The organism is Aquitalea aquatilis, assembly GCF_005155025.1.
In the GTDB taxonomy this organism is placed as follows: Bacteria; Pseudomonadota; Gammaproteobacteria; order Burkholderiales; family Chromobacteriaceae; genus Aquitalea; species Aquitalea aquatilis.
Map to the genome: position 1 here is coordinate 2,620,547 of NZ_CP039731.1, position 16,032 is coordinate 2,636,578.

At 57.8% G+C, this 16,032-nt stretch carries 18 protein-coding genes; 5 read left to right on the forward strand and 13 right to left on the reverse strand.

Features of this window, described 5'->3' with window-relative positions; translation table 11 throughout:
* Nucleotides 1-59 precede the first annotated feature (59 nt).
* The 3 genes from nirD to cobA all read left to right on the forward strand — a co-directional run bounded on the left by nirD (nt 60) and on the right by cobA (nt 3,934).
* Nucleotides 60-377 carry a nitrite reductase small subunit NirD gene (gene nirD, locus FAZ30_RS12245; RefSeq protein WP_124645527.1) on the forward strand — a complete coding sequence of 106 codons (318 nt, stop codon included), beginning with the start codon at nt 60-62 and terminating at the stop codon, nt 375-377.
* 68 nt (nt 378-445) lie between these two features.
* Nucleotides 446-3,154 (forward strand): nitrate reductase, encoded by a 2,709-nt coding sequence (locus FAZ30_RS12250; RefSeq protein WP_137009521.1) that lies wholly within the window; start codon nt 446-448, stop codon nt 3,152-3,154.
* Between the two features lie 15 nt (nt 3,155-3,169).
* Nucleotides 3,170-3,934, forward strand: coding sequence for a uroporphyrinogen-III C-methyltransferase (gene cobA / locus FAZ30_RS12255; RefSeq protein ID WP_137009522.1), 765 nt, complete (start codon nt 3,170-3,172; stop codon nt 3,932-3,934).
* Nucleotides 3,935-4,200: 266 nt separating this feature from the next.
* On the opposite strand, the gene FAZ30_RS12260 is transcribed toward cobA, so the two are convergent.
* Nucleotides 4,201-4,665 carry a nuclear transport factor 2 family protein gene (locus FAZ30_RS12260; protein ID WP_137009523.1) on the reverse strand — a complete coding sequence of 155 codons (465 nt, stop codon included), beginning with the start codon at nt 4,663-4,665 and terminating at the stop codon, nt 4,201-4,203.
* Nucleotides 4,666-4,710: 45 nt separating this feature from the next.
* Nucleotides 4,711-5,259 carry a carboxymuconolactone decarboxylase family protein gene (locus FAZ30_RS12265; RefSeq protein ID WP_137009524.1) on the reverse strand — a complete coding sequence of 183 codons (549 nt, stop codon included), beginning with the start codon at nt 5,257-5,259 and terminating at the stop codon, nt 4,711-4,713.
* Nucleotides 5,260-5,368: 109 nt separating this feature from the next.
* Here FAZ30_RS12265 and FAZ30_RS12270 point away from each other — a divergent pair, with 109 nt between their 5' ends.
* Both FAZ30_RS12270 and FAZ30_RS12275 read left to right on the forward strand, forming a co-directional pair.
* Nucleotides 5,369-6,283 (forward strand): LysR family transcriptional regulator, encoded by a 915-nt coding sequence (locus tag FAZ30_RS12270; RefSeq protein ID WP_205676593.1) that lies wholly within the window; start codon nt 5,369-5,371, stop codon nt 6,281-6,283.
* A gap of 31 nt (nt 6,284-6,314) precedes the next feature.
* The gene (locus FAZ30_RS12275) at nt 6,315-6,500 is read left to right on the forward strand and encodes a hypothetical protein (RefSeq protein ID WP_137009525.1); all 186 of its coding nucleotides are present in this window, start codon (nt 6,315-6,317) and stop codon (nt 6,498-6,500) included.
* A 142-nt stretch (nt 6,501-6,642) separates the two neighbouring features.
* Here FAZ30_RS12275 and FAZ30_RS12280 read toward each other — a convergent pair whose 3' ends face one another.
* The 11 genes from FAZ30_RS12280 to FAZ30_RS12330 form a co-directional block, all read right to left on the reverse strand.
* The gene (locus tag FAZ30_RS12280; RefSeq protein WP_137009526.1) at nt 6,643-7,149 is read right to left on the reverse strand and encodes a DinB family protein; all 507 of its coding nucleotides are present in this window, start codon (nt 7,147-7,149) and stop codon (nt 6,643-6,645) included.
* A gap of 135 nt (nt 7,150-7,284) precedes the next feature.
* Nucleotides 7,285-7,917 carry a LysE family translocator gene (locus FAZ30_RS12285; protein ID WP_124645521.1) on the reverse strand — a complete coding sequence of 211 codons (633 nt, stop codon included), beginning with the start codon at nt 7,915-7,917 and terminating at the stop codon, nt 7,285-7,287.
* 383 nt (nt 7,918-8,300) lie between these two features.
* Nucleotides 8,301-8,831, reverse strand: coding sequence for a hypothetical protein (locus tag FAZ30_RS12290; RefSeq protein WP_137009527.1), 531 nt, complete (start codon nt 8,829-8,831; stop codon nt 8,301-8,303).
* A gap of 89 nt (nt 8,832-8,920) precedes the next feature.
* Nucleotides 8,921-9,436, reverse strand: a complete 516-nt coding sequence (locus FAZ30_RS12295) for a hypothetical protein (RefSeq protein WP_124645519.1) — start codon at nt 9,434-9,436, stop codon at nt 8,921-8,923.
* Nucleotides 9,437-9,674: 238 nt separating this feature from the next.
* Nucleotides 9,675-10,016 carry a hypothetical protein gene (locus FAZ30_RS12300; protein WP_124645518.1) on the reverse strand — a complete coding sequence of 114 codons (342 nt, stop codon included), beginning with the start codon at nt 10,014-10,016 and terminating at the stop codon, nt 9,675-9,677.
* A 185-nt stretch (nt 10,017-10,201) separates the two neighbouring features.
* A complete protein-coding gene (locus tag FAZ30_RS12305) occupies nt 10,202-11,041 on the reverse strand; it encodes an isocitrate lyase/PEP mutase family protein (RefSeq protein ID WP_124645517.1) in 840 nt (279 codons plus the stop codon).
* Between the two features lie 444 nt (nt 11,042-11,485).
* A complete protein-coding gene (locus FAZ30_RS12310; protein WP_168190835.1) occupies nt 11,486-12,628 on the reverse strand; it encodes an alpha/beta fold hydrolase in 1,143 nt (380 codons plus the stop codon).
* Between the two features lie 147 nt (nt 12,629-12,775).
* Nucleotides 12,776-13,522, reverse strand: coding sequence for a protein phosphatase CheZ (gene cheZ, locus FAZ30_RS12315; protein WP_124644362.1), 747 nt, complete (start codon nt 13,520-13,522; stop codon nt 12,776-12,778).
* 53 nt (nt 13,523-13,575) lie between these two features.
* Nucleotides 13,576-13,965, reverse strand: a complete 390-nt coding sequence (gene cheY, locus FAZ30_RS12320; protein WP_059284316.1) for a chemotaxis response regulator CheY — start codon at nt 13,963-13,965, stop codon at nt 13,576-13,578.
* A 78-nt stretch (nt 13,966-14,043) separates the two neighbouring features.
* Nucleotides 14,044-14,982: a chemotaxis protein gene (locus tag FAZ30_RS12325; protein ID WP_124644361.1), complete on the reverse strand. Its 939-nt coding sequence runs from the start codon at nt 14,980-14,982 to the stop codon at nt 14,044-14,046.
* A gap of 36 nt (nt 14,983-15,018) precedes the next feature.
* Nucleotides 15,019-15,969 (reverse strand): chemotaxis protein, encoded by a 951-nt coding sequence (locus tag FAZ30_RS12330; RefSeq protein ID WP_124644360.1) that lies wholly within the window; start codon nt 15,967-15,969, stop codon nt 15,019-15,021.
* Nucleotides 15,970-16,032: the final 63 nt, after the last annotated feature.

Here is a 16,032-nt window from a genome sequence, read left to right on the forward strand (position 1 = left end):
CCGGTACGCAGAAAAACGAATTCATTCCGATCAAGCTGCACGCCTGAGGAGCGCACGCCATGACAGACAGCCAACACTGGGTACACATCTGCGCCCTTAGCGACATTCCGCCGCAAGGCAGCCGGGTGGTGGAACGCGCCAGCGGCAATGTGGCGGTGTTCCGCACCCATGACGACCAGGTGTTTGCCCTGCTCGACCGTTGCCCGCACAAGGGTGGGCCGCTCAGCCAGGGCATCGTCCACGGCCATGGGGTGACCTGCCCGCTGCACAGCTGGAATATCGATCTGGCCAGCGGCGAGGCTCGCGCACCGGACCAGGGCTGCGCCCGCCATTTTCCAGTGAAGCTGGAGCAGGGCATGGTGCTGCTGGGCTTGTGAACAAGGCCGATTGCAACGGGTTGCAACGGGTTGCAACGGGACCTTGTCATCAGAAAAGGATGAGCAAAATGGGCAAGACTGAAACCCGCTCCACCTGCTGCTATTGCGGCACAGGCTGTGGCGTGCTGATTGCCAGCGAAGATGGACGCATTAGCGGTGTGCGTGGCGACCCCGAACATCCGGCCAATTTTGGCCGGATGTGCAGCAAGGGGCTGAACCTGGCGGCCAGTGCCGCCAGCGACAGTGGCCGTGCACTGCACCCGGAAATGCGGCTTACCAGCGATGCGCCGCGCCAGCGCGTCGGCTGGGATGAAGCGCTGGACAGCGTGGCCGAAAGTTTTGCCCGCATCATCCGCCAGCACGGGCCGGACGCGGTGGCTTTTTACGTGTCCGGCCAGCTGCTGACCGAGGACTACTATCTGTTCAACAAGCTGGCCAAGGGCGTGGTGGGAAGCAACAATATCGACACCAATTCCCGCCTGTGCATGTCCAGCGCCGTCACCGCCTATAAAAAAGCCTTCGGGGCCGATGGCCCGCCTACCTGTTATGCCGACCTGGAGCAAGCCGACTGTGTGCTGTTTGCCGGCAGCAATCTCGCCTATGCCCACCCGGTGCTGCTGCGCCGGCTGGAAGAGGCCCGGGCGGCGCGTCCTGATACGCGCTGGATCGTCATCGACCCGCGCCGGACCGACACCGCCGCCATGGCCGACCTGCACTTGCAGATTCAGCCCGGCACCGATGTGGCGCTGTTCAACGGCATGCTGCATCACCTGATCTGGGAAGGGCTGGTGGCGGAGGATTACATCAGCGCCCACACGGAAGGCTTTGCCGAACTCAAGCAGATGGTGCGCAATACCACGCCGAAAATGGCGGCGGAAATCTGCGGCATCCGCGAGGAAGACCTGATCCAGGCCGCCGAGTGGTTTGGCCACAGCCCGGCCAGCCTGTCGCTGTACTGCATGGGGCTGAACCAGTCCAGCCACGGCACCGACAAGAACCTGGCGCTGATCAACCTGCATCTGGCCACCGGGCAGATTGGCAAGCCCGGTGCCGGGCCGTTTTCGCTCACCGGCCAGCCCAACGCCATGGGCGGGCGCGAGGTGGGCGGCATGGCCACCATGCTGGCCGCACATCGCGATATCGATAATGCCGCACACCGTGCGGAAGTGGCTGCCCATTGGGGCGTGCCGTTCGAGCGGCTGTCGGCCACCCCCGGCCTGCCGGCCATCGCCATGTTTGAAGCGCTGCAGCAAGGGCGTATCAAGGCCATCTGGATTGCCTGCAGCAACCCGGCGCACTCGCTGCCCAATCTGCCACAGGTACGCGCCGCACTGGCGCAGGCCGAGCTGGTGGTGGTGCAGGACGCCTTTGCCCACACCGACACCACCGCGCTGGCCGACATCCTGTTGCCCGCCGCCACCTGGGGCGAGAAAGAGGGCACGGTCACCAATTCCGAACGCTGCATCAGCCGGGTACGCGCCGCCGTGCCGCCACCGGGCGAGGCGCAGAGCGATGGCTGGATCGTCAGCCAGGTCGCGCGCCGGCTGGAGGCGCTGCTGTATCCCGGCAGCGCCAGCTTGTTTGGCCATGCCGCTGTCGCCAGCGTGTTCGATGAACACCGCGCACTGACTGCCGGGCGCGATCTGGACATCAGCGGGCTGGACCATGCCTTGCTCGACAGCGCCGGACCGCAGCAATGGCCGCTGCCGGCCGGTGCGGCACGGGGTCAGGCACGGCGCTATGTCGACGGCGTGTTTGCCACCGCTGATGGCCGGGCGCGCTTTCATGCCGTGCGCTACCAGCCGCCGGCGGAAAATGTCTCGGCGCATTACCCTTTCCGCCTGCTGACTGGTAGGTTGCGTGACCAGTGGCACGGCATGAGCCGCACCGGCCGCCTGCCGCAACTGTTTGCCCACAGCCCGGAACCGGCACTGGAGATGCACCCGGACGATGCCGAGCGTCGTGGCCTGCAGGCGGGTGACCTGGTGCGTATCAGCAGCAAGCGCGGCCAGTTGGTGCTGCCGCTCTCCCTCAGCCGCGAGCTGCCCGGTGGCACGGTGTTTGCCGCCATGCACTGGAATGGCCAGTTCCTCAATAGTGGCGGCATTAACGAGGCCAGCCAGCCACAGGTGGATGGCCAGTCTTTCCAGCCAGAACTCAAACATGCGGCGGTCAAGGTGGAAAAAATCAGCCTGCCGTGGCGGGTAACGGCCGCGCTGCGCTGTGACGATCTGCCGGCCTTGCAGGCGCGGCTGGCACCGCTGTTGCGTCAGTGCAGCTATGCCGCCATCTCGCTGCAAAACCCGGATGTGCTGCTGCTGCGTGCCGCGCACCAACAGGCCGTGGCGGGCTGGCTACAACCATTGCTGGATGTGCTGGGCCTGCACACCGGGCCTGATGTGCTGGAATACCGTGACGACCGGCGCAGCGTGGTCAAGCGCGTGGCCTGGGCCGATGGCGTGCTGGCGGGGTTTGTTTTTGCCAGCAGTAGCGCCGCCGATGGTCTGGCAGCGGAAAGCCTGCTGCAGCAACTGCAAGCCGGTGAGCCGTGGCAGGGTTCGCGGCTGGCGGTGTTTGCCCCGGCCGGCCAGCGTGCCGTGGTGCGGGAGAAGATCATCTGCCAGTGCAAGCAGGTGGGAGAACACGCCATCCGCCAGTGTCTGGAGCGGGGCGAGAGTGTGGAGCACATCAAGGGCGCACTGGGCTGCGGCAGCGTCTGCGGCTCCTGCGTGCCGGAAATCAAACGCATGGCCGCCACTGTGGCGCAGCCTGCCTGAACAGGGAGTCGGAACATGAAACGCGCAACAGGCAAGGTCGTGCTGCTGGGGGCTGGCCCTGGCGATCTGGAACTGCTCACCCTCAAGGCGGCGCGCCAGCTGCAGGCCGCCGAGGTGCTGCTGCTGGACGAACTGGTGAATCCGGACATCGTCAGCCTGGCCCCGCAGGCGCAGGTGGTGCGTGTGGGCAAGCGCGGCGGCTGCAAGTCCACGCCGCAGGATTTCATCCAGCGTCTGATGCGCCGTTATGCGCTGCAGGGCCGACGGGTGGTGCGGGTGAAGGGCGGCGAAGTGCTGCTGTTTGGCCGTGCCGGCGAGGAAATCCGCTATCTGCAGCAGCATGGCATTGCCGTGGAAGTGGTCAATGGCATCAGTTCGGCACTGGCGGCAGCCGCCAGCCTGAATGTGTCGCTCACCCATCGCCAGCATTGCCGTGGCGTGACGCTGGTGACGGCGCATGCGCAGGATCACAGCGAGCCAGACTGGCAGGCGCTGGCTGCCACCGGCACCACGCTGGCCATCTATATGGGCATGAGCCGCATCGGCAGCCTGAACCAGGCGCTGTTGCAACACCTGCCGGCGACTACCCCAGTGGCGGTGGTGCAGTGGGCCAGCACACCACAGGAACGGCGTTTGCTGAGCACCCTGGCCACGCTGGAGGCCGATGCCGGTGCCGCCGGCATGGGCAGCCCGGCCATCATTCTGGTGGGCGAGGCGATGGCTGAGTCAGAAGGGTTTGTATGTCCTGACATGAATGATCCCGTCGCCATTCATGCCTAATCAATACGCAGGCCGTGTGCTTGGTGTGGTAAGCCGCCACGCCGGCGGAGCAAATAATGGCTTACTGAATCGTCCCTGCTTTTCTCGATGTGTGAATGTGGGTAGTCAATACAGAAGACGACATCGAGACGCGGCTGTGGCTGGCCGCTTCAGCCTATTTTCGGCCAAGCGCAAAGGGGGCGGCTGCCCCCTTCGCCTGCTCTGCTATCCCGGCCTCTACCTGGCTTGACTCGCTGACCAAGCTCATCGTTGATCCGGGAGCCTGTCTACAGCCCCAGCGCCGACAGCGACGGATGCTCATCCGGCCGCCGGCCTTGCGCCCAGTGGAACAGCCGCGCGGATGCGGTGATGGCAAGGTCATTGATGCTGGCGTGGCGGATCGCCATCAGGCCGTGTTCGTCGAATTCCCAGTTTTCATTGCCATAGGAGCGGTACCACTGGCCTGCCTGGTCATGCCATTCGTAGGCAAAGCGCACGGCGATGCGCTTATCGCTAAAGGCCCACAGCTCCTTGATCAGCCGGTAGTCCAGCTCGCGCTGCCACTTGCGGGCAAGGAAGGCTTCAATCGCTTCCCGGCCCTGGATGAACTCATTGCGATTGCGCCACTGGCTGTCGGGCGTGTAGGCCTGTGCGATGCGGGCGGGGTCGCGGCTGTTCCAGGCGTCTTCGGCCAGGCGGACTTTCTGGGTGGCAGTGGTGGAATCGTACGGCGGTAAAGGCGGGCGGCTCATGGGTGGCTCCTTGGCGATGGCCCCGGCGCGGGCCGGGGCTGGGGGTCAGGCGGTCAGCGGCTGTACTTCGGGGAAGTCGATGTCGGTACCGGCTACCGAGTTAATGTAGTTGGTCCAGGTATTGAGTGCGACGTGCAGCACGATTTCGATGATCTGAGCGTCGTCATAACCGGCTTCCTTGATGGCCTGCAGCGGGCCGCTGCCGACATGGCCGCGTTCACGTGCTACTTGGGCGGCGAAGCGCACGGCGGCATCGGCCTTGGCATCGGTGGAGGTGCCGCGGCGGTTGGCCAGGATTTCGGCATCGTCGAGCTTGGCGAGATTCTTGCCCAGGTAGCTATGGGCGGACAGGCAATAGGCACAACGGTTGATTTCTGCCACGGCCAGGGCGATGCGTTCGCGGGTCTGCGCCGGCAGGGCGCCACGGCCCAGTGCGCCAGATAACGCGAGATAGCCTTCCAGGGCTTGCGGGCTGTTCGATACCAGGCGGAACAGGTTCGGGACGATGCCAAACTGCTTGTTGACTGCTTCCAGCAACGCTTGCGATGCGGCAGGGGCGTCAGCGATGGTGGCGGGGGTGTAGAGATGCGACATGTTCTGGCTCCGTTCAGGGTGGTGGGGTGCGACAAGCCAAATCATACTTACCTTTATGTTTGATGATAATGAGGTAAAATTATGAATAACTATCCCGAAAATTGAGAATATGGCTGATCGACTGGAAGCAATGTCGCTGTTGGTGGCGGTGGTGGATGCCGGTGGTTTTTCGGCGGCGGCGCGCCGGCTTGCCCTGCCGCTGGCAACCGTCAGCCGCAAGGTGGCGGATCTCGAAGCGCATTTGGGCGTGCAGCTATTGCAGCGCTCCACGCGCCATATCGCGCTGACTGACGCCGGCCGTAGCTATGTGGAAGCGTGTCGGCGCATTCTCGACGATGTGAACGAAACCGAGCGCGCAGCCACCGGCGAATATGCAGCGCCAAAGGGCGATCTGGTCATCACCGCGCCCGTGGTGTTCGGCCGCCTGCATGTCACACCGGTGGTGGTGGCTTTCCTCAAGGCCTTTCCCGCTATCAATATCCGCCTGCTGTTGAGCGACCGCATCTCGCATCTGCTGGAAGAGCATATCGATCTGGCGGTGCGCATTGGTCCTCTGCCGGATAGCAGCCTGGTCGCCACCCGCGTGGGCGAAGTTCGCCAGGTGGTCTGTGCCTGCCCGGAATACCTGGCCCAGCGCGGCGTGCCGGTGCTGCCCGAGGACATCAGCGCGCACGACTGCATCAGCTATGAAGGGCTGGCTGGCACACAGGCCTGGGCTTTTTATCGGGGCGAGCAGGTTTCGCTGCTACCCATCAAGCCGCGACTGATCGTCAACGGCGCGGAGGCAGCGCTCGATGCCGCCTGCGGCGGCCTTGGCCTTACCCGTGTGCTGTCCTACCAGTGCGAGCCAGCCCGGCAGGCCGGCAAGGTGCAGATTGTACTGGAGGATTTTGAGCCGGCACCGTGGCCGGTGAGCCTGGTGTATGCCGGGCAGGGCAGGTTGCCAATCAAATTGCGGGCCTTCCTGGATTTCGCCGCGCCAAGATTGCGTAGTCAGCCGCTGCACCCTGGGCAGGAACGATAGCTGCTGATCGTAGCGCAGCAGAAGCTTTCCCATGAAAACAGCAGACATGCTGGCTTATTACGCAGCAGATTTATCCCGGGCAATGCCGGATAACCGAGGCAAGGTCCGCTGGGCCTTGCAGCTGCTGGGGGAGTTCATGCCGCCTGTGCCAGTGCAGCCGGACACTACGGCCGCCGACAAAGCCAAGCGCGACTGGCCCGCGCCAAGCTCGTCCTGAGCAAGAGAATGGGTCTGTCTGAGCAAACAGGGAGCGCGCAAGCTGGGCGTGTTGTAGCCATTTCTCTTGTCTTCTTGTGCAAGCCGCCCTGTGGCGGCATTTCTTGTTGCTATCTACCCGGTGACGCCCCCATGCGTGAGTGTCAGTCGCGCCCTCTGCGTTCTGGCTCCATGGCGTGAACAAATACCGTATAAGTGTCGGCTGGGCGCAGCCCGCCCGCCATGTCCAGAGCGCGACCGATAGCCCCACGGTGATAGCTGCCGTGATTGACCAGATGGAACAGAATCTCTTCACGGCTCATCGAGCCAGTTTTCCCATCCAGAAAGCGAAAGTGGATTATTTCGCCCAGCTTTTCCGGCAACAGTGCTGCTGCATAGGGCTGCAGCCAGTCATTTGAGTCTGACAAGCGTTTGCCCAGTTCCTCCAGCGCAGGGACGATTTCCGAGTTCGTGCTTGCATGCGGCTCGGGCATACCCGTCAGCCTGGCCCGGAACACTTCCTCCACCCGCACCATGTGATTCAACTGCTGGCGCGCAAAGGCCAGCTCTGCCGGAAAGGCCTGTGCATCAATCAGCGCAATGGCCGCAAGCGTGCGCTGGTCGGCCCAATGCTTGTAGCGCAGCTGGTTCAGGATTTGTGTTGAAGGCATGGGAATGATCTCGTCAATTTTTGAAGCCGCAGTCAGGCCGCTGGCTGAATGGCGCAGCGCCGGGTGGGCTGCCGTGGTCGGCCCGCACCTTTACTGTCAGGCAAAGCCATGCCTCCAGTCAGTAGCAAGGGGGATTCAGCGAGCTGCTGATGTCGCAAGCTTCAGGCCCAGTGCAATCATCACCCCGCCAGCGATGCGATCCATCGCAGTTTTGTAGCGCAAGTATTGCTTGCGTGGCGCTGCGGATGAAAGCGCTAATGCCACCAACGCATACCATCCGGCTTCAATGCAAAAAACCAGCAAGACAATGGTGCTGCTGAATGCGATGGAAGGGAGCTGCGGCAGAAATGTGGCAAAAACACTGGCATAAACAATCGCGGTTTTGGGATTGCTCAGCTGGGTACTGGCACCGGTCATGGCACTTCTCATGTAACTGCTATCGGTCGACACCGTGCCATCCGAGGGCATGGCTAGTGCTTGCTTGGCTCCACGCCAGATTTTCAGTCCCAGATAGGCCAGATATAAACCACCAGCCATCTTGAGAAAGAGATAAAGCGCTGGCACGGCCAGCAGCAAACCATTCAGGCCAAGCAATGACAGCGCGGCAAAGATAAAACCACCCACGCCCATGCCAAGCGCAGTGCAAAGACCATTGATGCGGCCGGATGTCACCGCAGTTTTGGCTACCATCACAAAACTTGGCCCCGGGCTGATGGCACCAATAAAGAGTGCAGACCCGATGCTGATTAATGCGGTTATTTCTTGCATTTTCTTCTCCTGAATATTATTGGATGGCAACTTAGCTGATTGTGAATAATATCTTTCAGCGCAAGATTGTGCTGTTGTCGGTAGCCTTAATATGGAGCATGTGGCTATTCGGAGTGTGCATTTTGTTGGATGTCTGCAAATTATCCAATGACTACCAGTCAGAATTAACTAAATTTTCTTCGCTCTGGTGAGTGCGATATTTAACAATGCTACACCAGCCACAAAACACCAAAATTGAAAAGGTGGTAAGTTGCCAGACATGGCTCCGATAATTAAGCCAGACCCTAATTCTGCGAATATTTTTGACATTCTCTTTGCTCTCTAGTTACTACGTCTGGGAAGACGTTACTCGTTAAGCCCAGATATGAAAGTTGAGCGTAATATTATCCGGCGTAAATAAATGCAACCCGATTGATTAACGGCATAAGCACGATGATCCCATGCTCGGAATAAGCATACCAACTACCCTGTGCGGAGACTGCACGGTTGATCTCACTTGCAACCTCAGCTTTGATTGGAATGCCAAAGCCATACTGATTTAAGTAATTTTCCAGTAAAGGCCCTGATTCTGTACGTGAAGCCCCTTCCCCCTCAAACCACTCTCGATGACCTTGCAAGGGAGTGGCCTCCCATGTCAGTTCAGGTACCAATACGCTCGGATTTTTGTGGGTCATATGCGAAGGAAGCTCATACAAGATGACTCCCGTTTCATTTCCTCTGGGGCCAAAACCCCAAGAGTTAGTCTCAGTGTACAGAACCTTCTGCACTTCTAGCTGCGGAGGAAGCAGGGATAAGCGATTTGGTGTTCCGATAAACCATACTGCAGCCGATAGGGCTATGCAAAGAAGCAAACATGACAGTACGCAACCCAGCATTCGACGGTTCATATGAATGCTGCGTAGAAAAGTTTCCATCAGACGGTTCCTGTCCTATAGCATCCCGGCATCAATGTCTTCCAACGACCCTAAGCTGACGTTACATTGTTGGTGAGTATTGAAATATTTTAATTAGACGAGGACAGTTGATAAGCTAAAAGTGTTTGAAATATCAATCCGCTATCAACCTTAAACCATCGGGTTGGAATTTTTATGCTTTCACTGGAGTTTTTCATTGTTAGCCATAAGCATTCCTTGCGATTCTTTCCGCCGCCATCGAAAGTGATTTTCCCAATGTCACGCCACTTCAATTGCCATTTGGTAATGCCTTTGTGAATCATTGAAATTCCATCAGAATTTAATGCAAGGTTGGACTTTAGGAAATATTGAGTGAATTCAATATTTTTTGTCGTGTTAATTTTATATTTTAGCCAGTTAGCATATCTAAGATATTGAAAGAAAACATAAGAAAGTGGGAAATAAAGAAGAAACAAAGGCAAGGGATGGTGGCTTATTTCTAGTAATTTTGAAAAAAGCACACCTGCACCAACAAACATCATCAACATGTGAGTGAGTGATATATAGCCCCCATGCTTTCGAAGAAATGAAGGGAAGTTTTCCACAAGCTTATCAGAATCCAGCATATGTACCTCATTTGATTTATTGCCGTTGATTGATTCGAATGGCTCTTATTATGCAGGTGTTATCTGTCTGCTCCTGGTCGAGAGCAGCCTGCAGTCAATTTCTTAAAACGATCCAGATCGGAAGTTGATTGTTTGAGAGATCTGTGCTTAGTCTGTCAGCTTGGTTAAGCATGCAGTGAATTTCCTGAAAACTAATATGATTCACAATTGATGCTTCATGGTAATCACTAATTTTAATTCATGCGGCTGTGTTGGTGTTTTTATTTTCAGTAACATTCATTACTCTAAGCTTATTTGATATTTCAGTTATATTTACTTGTTTTTCTGTAAATACATACCAACCTTGCTCGGTTGATATTTTTAATATTCTTAAAGATTTTTTTCGTCGCTGTCTCCAAATTGTAAAATTGGAAGCCAGCCCAGCAATTGCTAGAGAGAAGAAGCCTGATAAATAGTTATTTTCAGAATAATTTTTATTGTCTTCCTGTTGTGGCTCAAGAATTTTGCATTCGATCAGGAAAAATTTTATATCATTTACTTTGAAATAATTCTCACAAATTTTTATTTGTGTATTGAGCATGGCTGTGAGTTCTTTTCTTGTAAATTATTGGCGAAATAGTAAATTAAATTTTAATGTCGCTGAGCGCAGCTTTTAAAAGTCAGACTGCCAGTGACAGCAGGAAATGGCCGACAGCAGCCAATGCATACGTGTTGATGCGATTAAATTTAATCACACCCCGGCCGTCATTCTAAATTCTGATATCTTCAGGACCAGCCGGGGGATTCCACCATCAGTGCGTTTGTTTCATCAAAGGAAATGGATTGGTTGGCAAAGGAGAAGGTGCCATCATCAATAATTTCTCTTGCGGCGTTGATTAGTCCGCTTAATGCGGCGCGGCTAAGCGATGAGCCGAGGCTGACTCGTTTGACGCCAAGCGCTGTTAACTGCTCCATGGTGTAGGGATATCCCCGCAGACCCATTACCACATTGACCGGTTTGGTTACCGCAGCGCATACCTCGCGGATGGCTTCTGCACTGGGTAGCCCGGGAGCGAACAAAACATCAGCGCCGGCGGCTTCGTAGGCTTGTAAGCGGCGGATGGTGTCATCGAGATCCGGTTTGCCGTGCAGGAAGTTCTCTGCTCGAGCCACTAGTACAAATGGAAACGGCAGGCTGCGGGCCGACTCTACCGCAGCGGCGATGCGTTCTACCGACAAAGAAAAGTCATAAATAGGATGTTCTTTTCTCCCCGATGCATCTTCAATCGAGCCACCCACCAGCCCACATTCGGCAGCCAGACGGATTGTTTCTGCCACCACTGCGGGTGCATCTCCAAAGCCATTTTCCAAATCGGCTGCTACCGGTAAATCTGTTGCCTGGACAATCTGTTGCGCATTGGCCAGGGTTTCAGTGCGAGTGAGGGCACCTTCGGCATCGCGTCTGCCCAGGCTGAAGGCCAAGCCTGCACTGGTGGTGGCCAGGGCTTCAAAGCCTAGCGATGCCAGGATGCGTGCTGTACCGGCATCCCATGGATTGGGAATGACAAAGGCCTTTTCGCGCTGATGCAAGGCCTGAAAGCGTATTGCTTTATCGAGCTGATTCATTTGGGGACTCCCAAGTAAACAGATGGAAACGCTATTTGAAATGCATGGCGTGGTGATGCTGTTCTACAAAGGGCGGCTTTGTCGAATTGGGGGGTACGCACGGCCGATCTGCAACAACCGCACCTGGCAGCTCCCAGCCACCTTACACCCAATCCATAGTGCATAAAAGGGGCGTCGACTCCCCTTGTCTTTGCTGCCATCCGGTACGGTATGTGGGCTTCTCGGTTGGGTGATTTCCACTCGCTGCTTGGCAGCCTGGGCCATGAGTGATGGCGTGCATGTCTGCAGCGGCGCTCATGCTTTAGCGATGCACAGGTCTGGTAAGCGCGCAGTGAGCCAGTGACTTGAATGGGGAGGGGCGGGCTGGATGGCGAGGGCTGTGAGCGGGGGAAGGTCATGCACTGTGAGCGACACCGCCAGCCGGGCAGGCGTGGTGGTGCTGGCTTATCGCAGGTGCTGCAGCAGCTGGTCGGCCACGGCTTGCCATTTCGAACTGGAAATCACTGCATGGCCGGCATCTTCGATCATCACCGCTTCGGTGTCGTAGGAGCGGGCGGTGGCGGCGACCACATCGGGCGGGATCAGGCGGTCGCGGCTGCCGCCGATGACCTGGACCTGCGCGCTGATATTGTCCGGATTGACATAGGCGGGCTTGCCTTCGGCTGCCTGCAGGGCGATGGCCTTGCCCAGCGGGTCGCCCATGAATTCGACCACCGGTTCCAGGGTTCCCGGCAGCAGGCCCCAGGGCGGTACCGAGCAGATCAGGCTGGCCTTGCGTATGCTCTGGTTGCCGTCCAGCACGCGCTGGGTGAGAAAGCCGCCCATGGAGTGGCCCACGATCAGCACGGGTTTGTTGGCCAGCTGGTCGAGGACGTGGTAGACGTCTTCTTCATAGCCGCGCAGGGTCTGGTTGGCGCGGGCCGGGCTGCCACCATGGCCGCGCAATGACAGCGCGGTGCTGCTGAGGCCGTGGCGGGCAAAGTAGGGCAGGAAATTTTCCCGCCACTGCCAGCCGTCACCGGCCACCCCGTGAATGAACAGCACGTGAGCACGCGCAGCGGCGGCATCGGCATGAAACAGTTCGATGCCGTCGTTCATTTCATAGCGGCAGGCTTCGGCCGGGTCGGCTTCGGCCAGCTGGATCAGGCAGGAGGTTTCCTCGCCGTCCTGGGCAAAGCGGGTGCTCAGGCCACGGCATAGCGAGGCCATGCGGCCGTTGCGCCGCAGATACTGGATGCGCAGGCTGTTTACCTTGCGGCGGCGGGCATGTTCCAGCGCCTGGTTGAACAACATGCGCCCTATGCCCTTGCCCTGGCAAAAGCTGTCTACGCTGATGCCTAGCTCGCCGCAGGGGTGACCTTCGTGCTGGAACACGGCGATATGTACCACGCCGATCAGCAGGCCACGGTACAGCACGCCCATGACGATGTCGCGATTGAAGTTGATGCGGTCGACGTAGTCGGCGAGGGCGGCCTCGCTCATTTCCAGACCAAAGCGGGTAAAGCGGTCTTCGTCGTTGAGTATTTGCAGGTGGGCAAGAATGGCCGGGCGGGTGGTTGCCTGAAGCCGGTTGAATTCGACGTTCATGGGGCTTCCTTTATTGTGCATTGCAGCAATTTCTAGTGTAGGCCTTTCCTCCGGCAATGCAAGCAGTCGTGGCAGCCGGCCGCTGTCACCCATGACAAAGCCCCGCCGTGGCGGGGCTTGGCTGGCTGGAGCTGGCGGGCTGCGGGGCTAGAAGCCCAGGCTTTCCAGCAGGTCGTCCACTTGCTGCTGGTTGGACACTGCGTCGGGCTGACCTTCCGGATTGATGACCGGGCCGTTGAGCAGGCTGCTGTCCAGATCACCTTTTTTGTGCTCGGGTGAAAACTCGACCAGCAAGGTCACCATTTCGGTTTCCAGGTTCTTGAACATGTCCATCATCTTCTTGATGACCTGACCGGTCAGATCCTGGAAGTCCTGCGCCATCACGATTTCCAGCAACTGGGTATTGGTTTCGTGGGTTTGCTGCGGCACCTGGTTCAGGTACTGGTGGGTGTCATCGGCCAGCTTTTTGAATTCCTCGGTGGACAGCTGGTTGGCATAGAGCAGGTTCCAGCGTTCCGACAGGGTTTTCGAGTGGTTGCCCAGATGGTCTTGCAGCGGCTGGGCGACATCGATGGCATTGAGCACGCGGTCGGCCGCACTCTTGGTCAGCGAGGCGATGTAGCTGAGCCGGTCGCGGGCATCCGGTATGGCGTCGGCCACGCGCTCCAGCGACTTGTCGTAGCCCATGTCACGCAGGGCATTGTGCATTTTGCGGGTGATCTGGCCGATCTGTTCATACATCTCTTCGTTATTGTCGTTCGCGCCGCCGGCATTGGGCTGGGCTGCGACTGCCACTGGGGCAGGAGCCTCTTCCTCTTTGTGCTGGCTGGCAATGCTGTCAAACAGTGCTTCGAGATCCGGTGAATCTCCGCTATCAAGAATGTGATCCGGCACGATAGCCTCTCCTCTGTGTTGACCTGGCAAGTCTGTTGGCCATGTTGATGCGTTTATTTGTTCATTGTCTGGAAGATTTTGTTCATCTTTTCTTCCAGCGTTGCGGCGGTAAAAGGTTTGACGATGTAGCCGCTGGCACCGGCCATGGCCGCTTCGACAATGTTTTCCCGCTTGGCTTCGGCAGTAATCATCATGAAGGGCAGGTGCTTGATCTGCTGGTCGGCACGTACCGCCTTCAGTAGCTCGATGCCGGTCATGTTTGGCATGTTCCAGTCGGAAACGATGAAGTCGAAGTTCTGGCTTTTCAGCTTGTGCAAGGCCACCTGGCCGTCTTCGGCTTCATCAATATTGGTAAATCCCAACTCTTTCAACAGATTGCGAACAATTCTTCTCATGGTTGAAAAATCATCGACCACCAGGAATTTGATATTCTTGTCCACCATGAATGACAGCTCCAGAAAAATGATTTTCCACGGAATCAGCAGCGCTGCGCCCTTGTTTTATTTCCTGTCGGTAAGGCTTTACCTTTGCAGGTAAGGCATCAGGGTTTCTGACAAGATGGTGGGGTCGAATTTGGCCACATAGGCATCCACCCCCACGCTGGAACCCATTGCCTTGTTGGCGTTGGAGGAGAGCGAGGAGTGCATGATGACCGGAATGCCTTTGAAGCGGACATCAGACTTGATCAGCTTGGTCAGCACATAACCGTCCATTTCCGGCATTTCCGCATCCACCAGAATGATCTTCAGATAGTCGTGCAGCGATTCGTCCTCACCCCAGCTGCGGCCAGCCAGTACTTGCAGGCGATCCCAGGCTTCGCGGCCATTGGTGGCCTGCTGGAATTTGAGGCCCATCTTTTCCAGCACGCTGGTGATTTCCTTGCGTGCCACCACCGAGTCGTCGACGAAGAACAGGTACTGGTCGTTCTCCAGTTGTGCTTGCGGGATGTCCGGCAGGCGTGGCTCGCCAATGACCGATGCCAGGATCTGTTCCACATCCAGAATGGAGATCAGCTTGCCGTCTTCCAGTTCGGTAATGGCGGTGATCATGCTGGAGTTGCTGCCGCTCATCATCATGTTTTCCGGCGCGCGTACCCGGTCCCAGTCGACACGGATGATGTGGTCGACCGAATCCACCAGAAAAGCCTGCGTGCTCTTGTTGAATTCGGTGACGATCATGGTATCGAACTTGTGCTGCCCGCGTTCGGGGTCGACAAAGCTGGCCAGTGAAATCACCGGGATGATGTTGCCGCGCAAGGACAGCACACCCTGCACCCCGAACGGCATGTTGGGGGTTTTGGTGATGGCCGGCGTCTGCGAGACTTCCCTCACCTTGAACACATTGATGCCGAAGGTTTCGCGCGTGCCCAGCGAAAACAGCAGGATTTCCATTTTGTTGGAGCCTGCCAGTTTGGTACGGGCATCGACACTGGCAAGCAAGGATGCATCTGTGGCTGACATGGTTGGTCCCTCTCCCGGGTGGTGACCCGGTCTGGTTTAGTTTTTTGCCAGGCTGAGCATTTCGCGCAGTTTCATCGACAGCTTCTGGGCTTCGAACTTGGATACATAGGCATCGACACCCACCGACTGGCCCAGCTTCTGGTTGGAAGAACCGGACAGCGAAGAGTGCATCAGTACCGGGATGCCGGCAAAGCGCGGGTCGCTCTTGATCAGCTTGGTCAGCATGTAGCCGTCCATTTCCGGCATTTCCACGTCGGTCAGCACCAGATGCAGGGTTTCAGACAGGCGCTTGCCGGACAGCTCGGCCTGCATGGCCATTTTTTGCAGTTCTTCCCAGGCGCGCATGCCGTTGATGGCGAAGCTGTACTTCACCTGCATGGCGTCCAGGGTTTGCTGTACCTGCTTGCGGGCGACGGCGGAGTCGTCGGTGAAGAAGATCATGCGTTCTTCTTCGATGGGTTCGATATTGATGAAGTGGTGGGCGTCGTCAACCAGCGAGGTTTCCGCCAGCACTTTTTCCACATCCATCATCATGGCCAGCGTGCCCTGTTCCAGCTCGGTGACGGCGGTAACCAGGCCGGCCATGCGGTTGGTGATCATGTCCGGCGGCACGCGCATGGCGGACCAGTCCAGGCGCAGAATGGTGTCCACCGCCTCCACCAGAAAGCCCTGCGTCTTGCCGTTGTATTCGGTGACGATCATGATTTCCGGCTTGTTGCTGGTGACGATGCCGGCGTATTTGGCCAGATCGATCACCGGCACCAGCGAGCCGCGCAGGCTGACCATGCCTTCGACCGACGATGGCATTTCCGGGGCGGACGTGATTTCAGGGGTGCGCATCACTTCGCGCACCTTGAACACGTTGATGCCGAAAATTTCCTTCCTCCCCGTACGCTGGTCGTGACCCAGGGAGAACAGCAGGATTTCCAGCTTGTTGGTCCCCGCCAGTTTTGTTCTGGCATCGATTTTTTTAAGAAGGTCTGACACTAAGGCATCCTAGGTGATGTTTGGAATGGTGCAGCGCAAGCGCCCGTTCTGGCGGATGTGCCA

Excerpts from the sequence above, each read along its gene's own strand:
- nirD (WP_124645527.1), top strand. The coding sequence starts at position 60 with ATGACAGACAGCCAACACTGGGTACACATCTGCGCCCTTAGCGACATT.
- FAZ30_RS12250 (WP_137009521.1), top strand. The coding sequence starts at position 446 with ATGGGCAAGACTGAAACCCGCTCCACCTGCTGCTATTGCGGCACAGGC.
- cobA (WP_137009522.1), top strand. The coding sequence starts at position 3,170 with ATGAAACGCGCAACAGGCAAGGTCGTGCTGCTGGGGGCTGGCCCTGGC.
- FAZ30_RS12260 (WP_137009523.1), bottom strand. The coding sequence starts at position 4,665 with ATGAGCCGCCCGCCTTTACCGCCGTACGATTCCACCACTGCCACCCAG.
- FAZ30_RS12265 (WP_137009524.1), bottom strand. The coding sequence starts at position 5,259 with ATGTCGCATCTCTACACCCCCGCCACCATCGCTGACGCCCCTGCCGCA.
- FAZ30_RS12270 (WP_205676593.1), top strand. The coding sequence starts at position 5,369 with ATGGCTGATCGACTGGAAGCAATGTCGCTGTTGGTGGCGGTGGTGGAT.
- FAZ30_RS12275 (WP_137009525.1), top strand. The coding sequence starts at position 6,315 with ATGAAAACAGCAGACATGCTGGCTTATTACGCAGCAGATTTATCCCGG.
- FAZ30_RS12280 (WP_137009526.1), bottom strand. The coding sequence starts at position 7,149 with ATGCCTTCAACACAAATCCTGAACCAGCTGCGCTACAAGCATTGGGCC.
- FAZ30_RS12285 (WP_124645521.1), bottom strand. The coding sequence starts at position 7,917 with ATGCAAGAAATAACCGCATTAATCAGCATCGGGTCTGCACTCTTTATT.
- FAZ30_RS12290 (WP_137009527.1), bottom strand. The coding sequence starts at position 8,831 with ATGGAAACTTTTCTACGCAGCATTCATATGAACCGTCGAATGCTGGGT.
- FAZ30_RS12295 (WP_124645519.1), bottom strand. The coding sequence starts at position 9,436 with ATGCTGGATTCTGATAAGCTTGTGGAAAACTTCCCTTCATTTCTTCGA.
- FAZ30_RS12300 (WP_124645518.1), bottom strand. The coding sequence starts at position 10,016 with ATGCTCAATACACAAATAAAAATTTGTGAGAATTATTTCAAAGTAAAT.
- FAZ30_RS12305 (WP_124645517.1), bottom strand. The coding sequence starts at position 11,041 with ATGAATCAGCTCGATAAAGCAATACGCTTTCAGGCCTTGCATCAGCGC.
- FAZ30_RS12310 (WP_168190835.1), bottom strand. The coding sequence starts at position 12,628 with ATGAACGTCGAATTCAACCGGCTTCAGGCAACCACCCGCCCGGCCATT.
- cheY (WP_059284316.1), bottom strand. The coding sequence starts at position 13,965 with ATGGTGGACAAGAATATCAAATTCCTGGTGGTCGATGATTTTTCAACC.
- FAZ30_RS12325 (WP_124644361.1), bottom strand. The coding sequence starts at position 14,982 with ATGTCAGCCACAGATGCATCCTTGCTTGCCAGTGTCGATGCCCGTACC.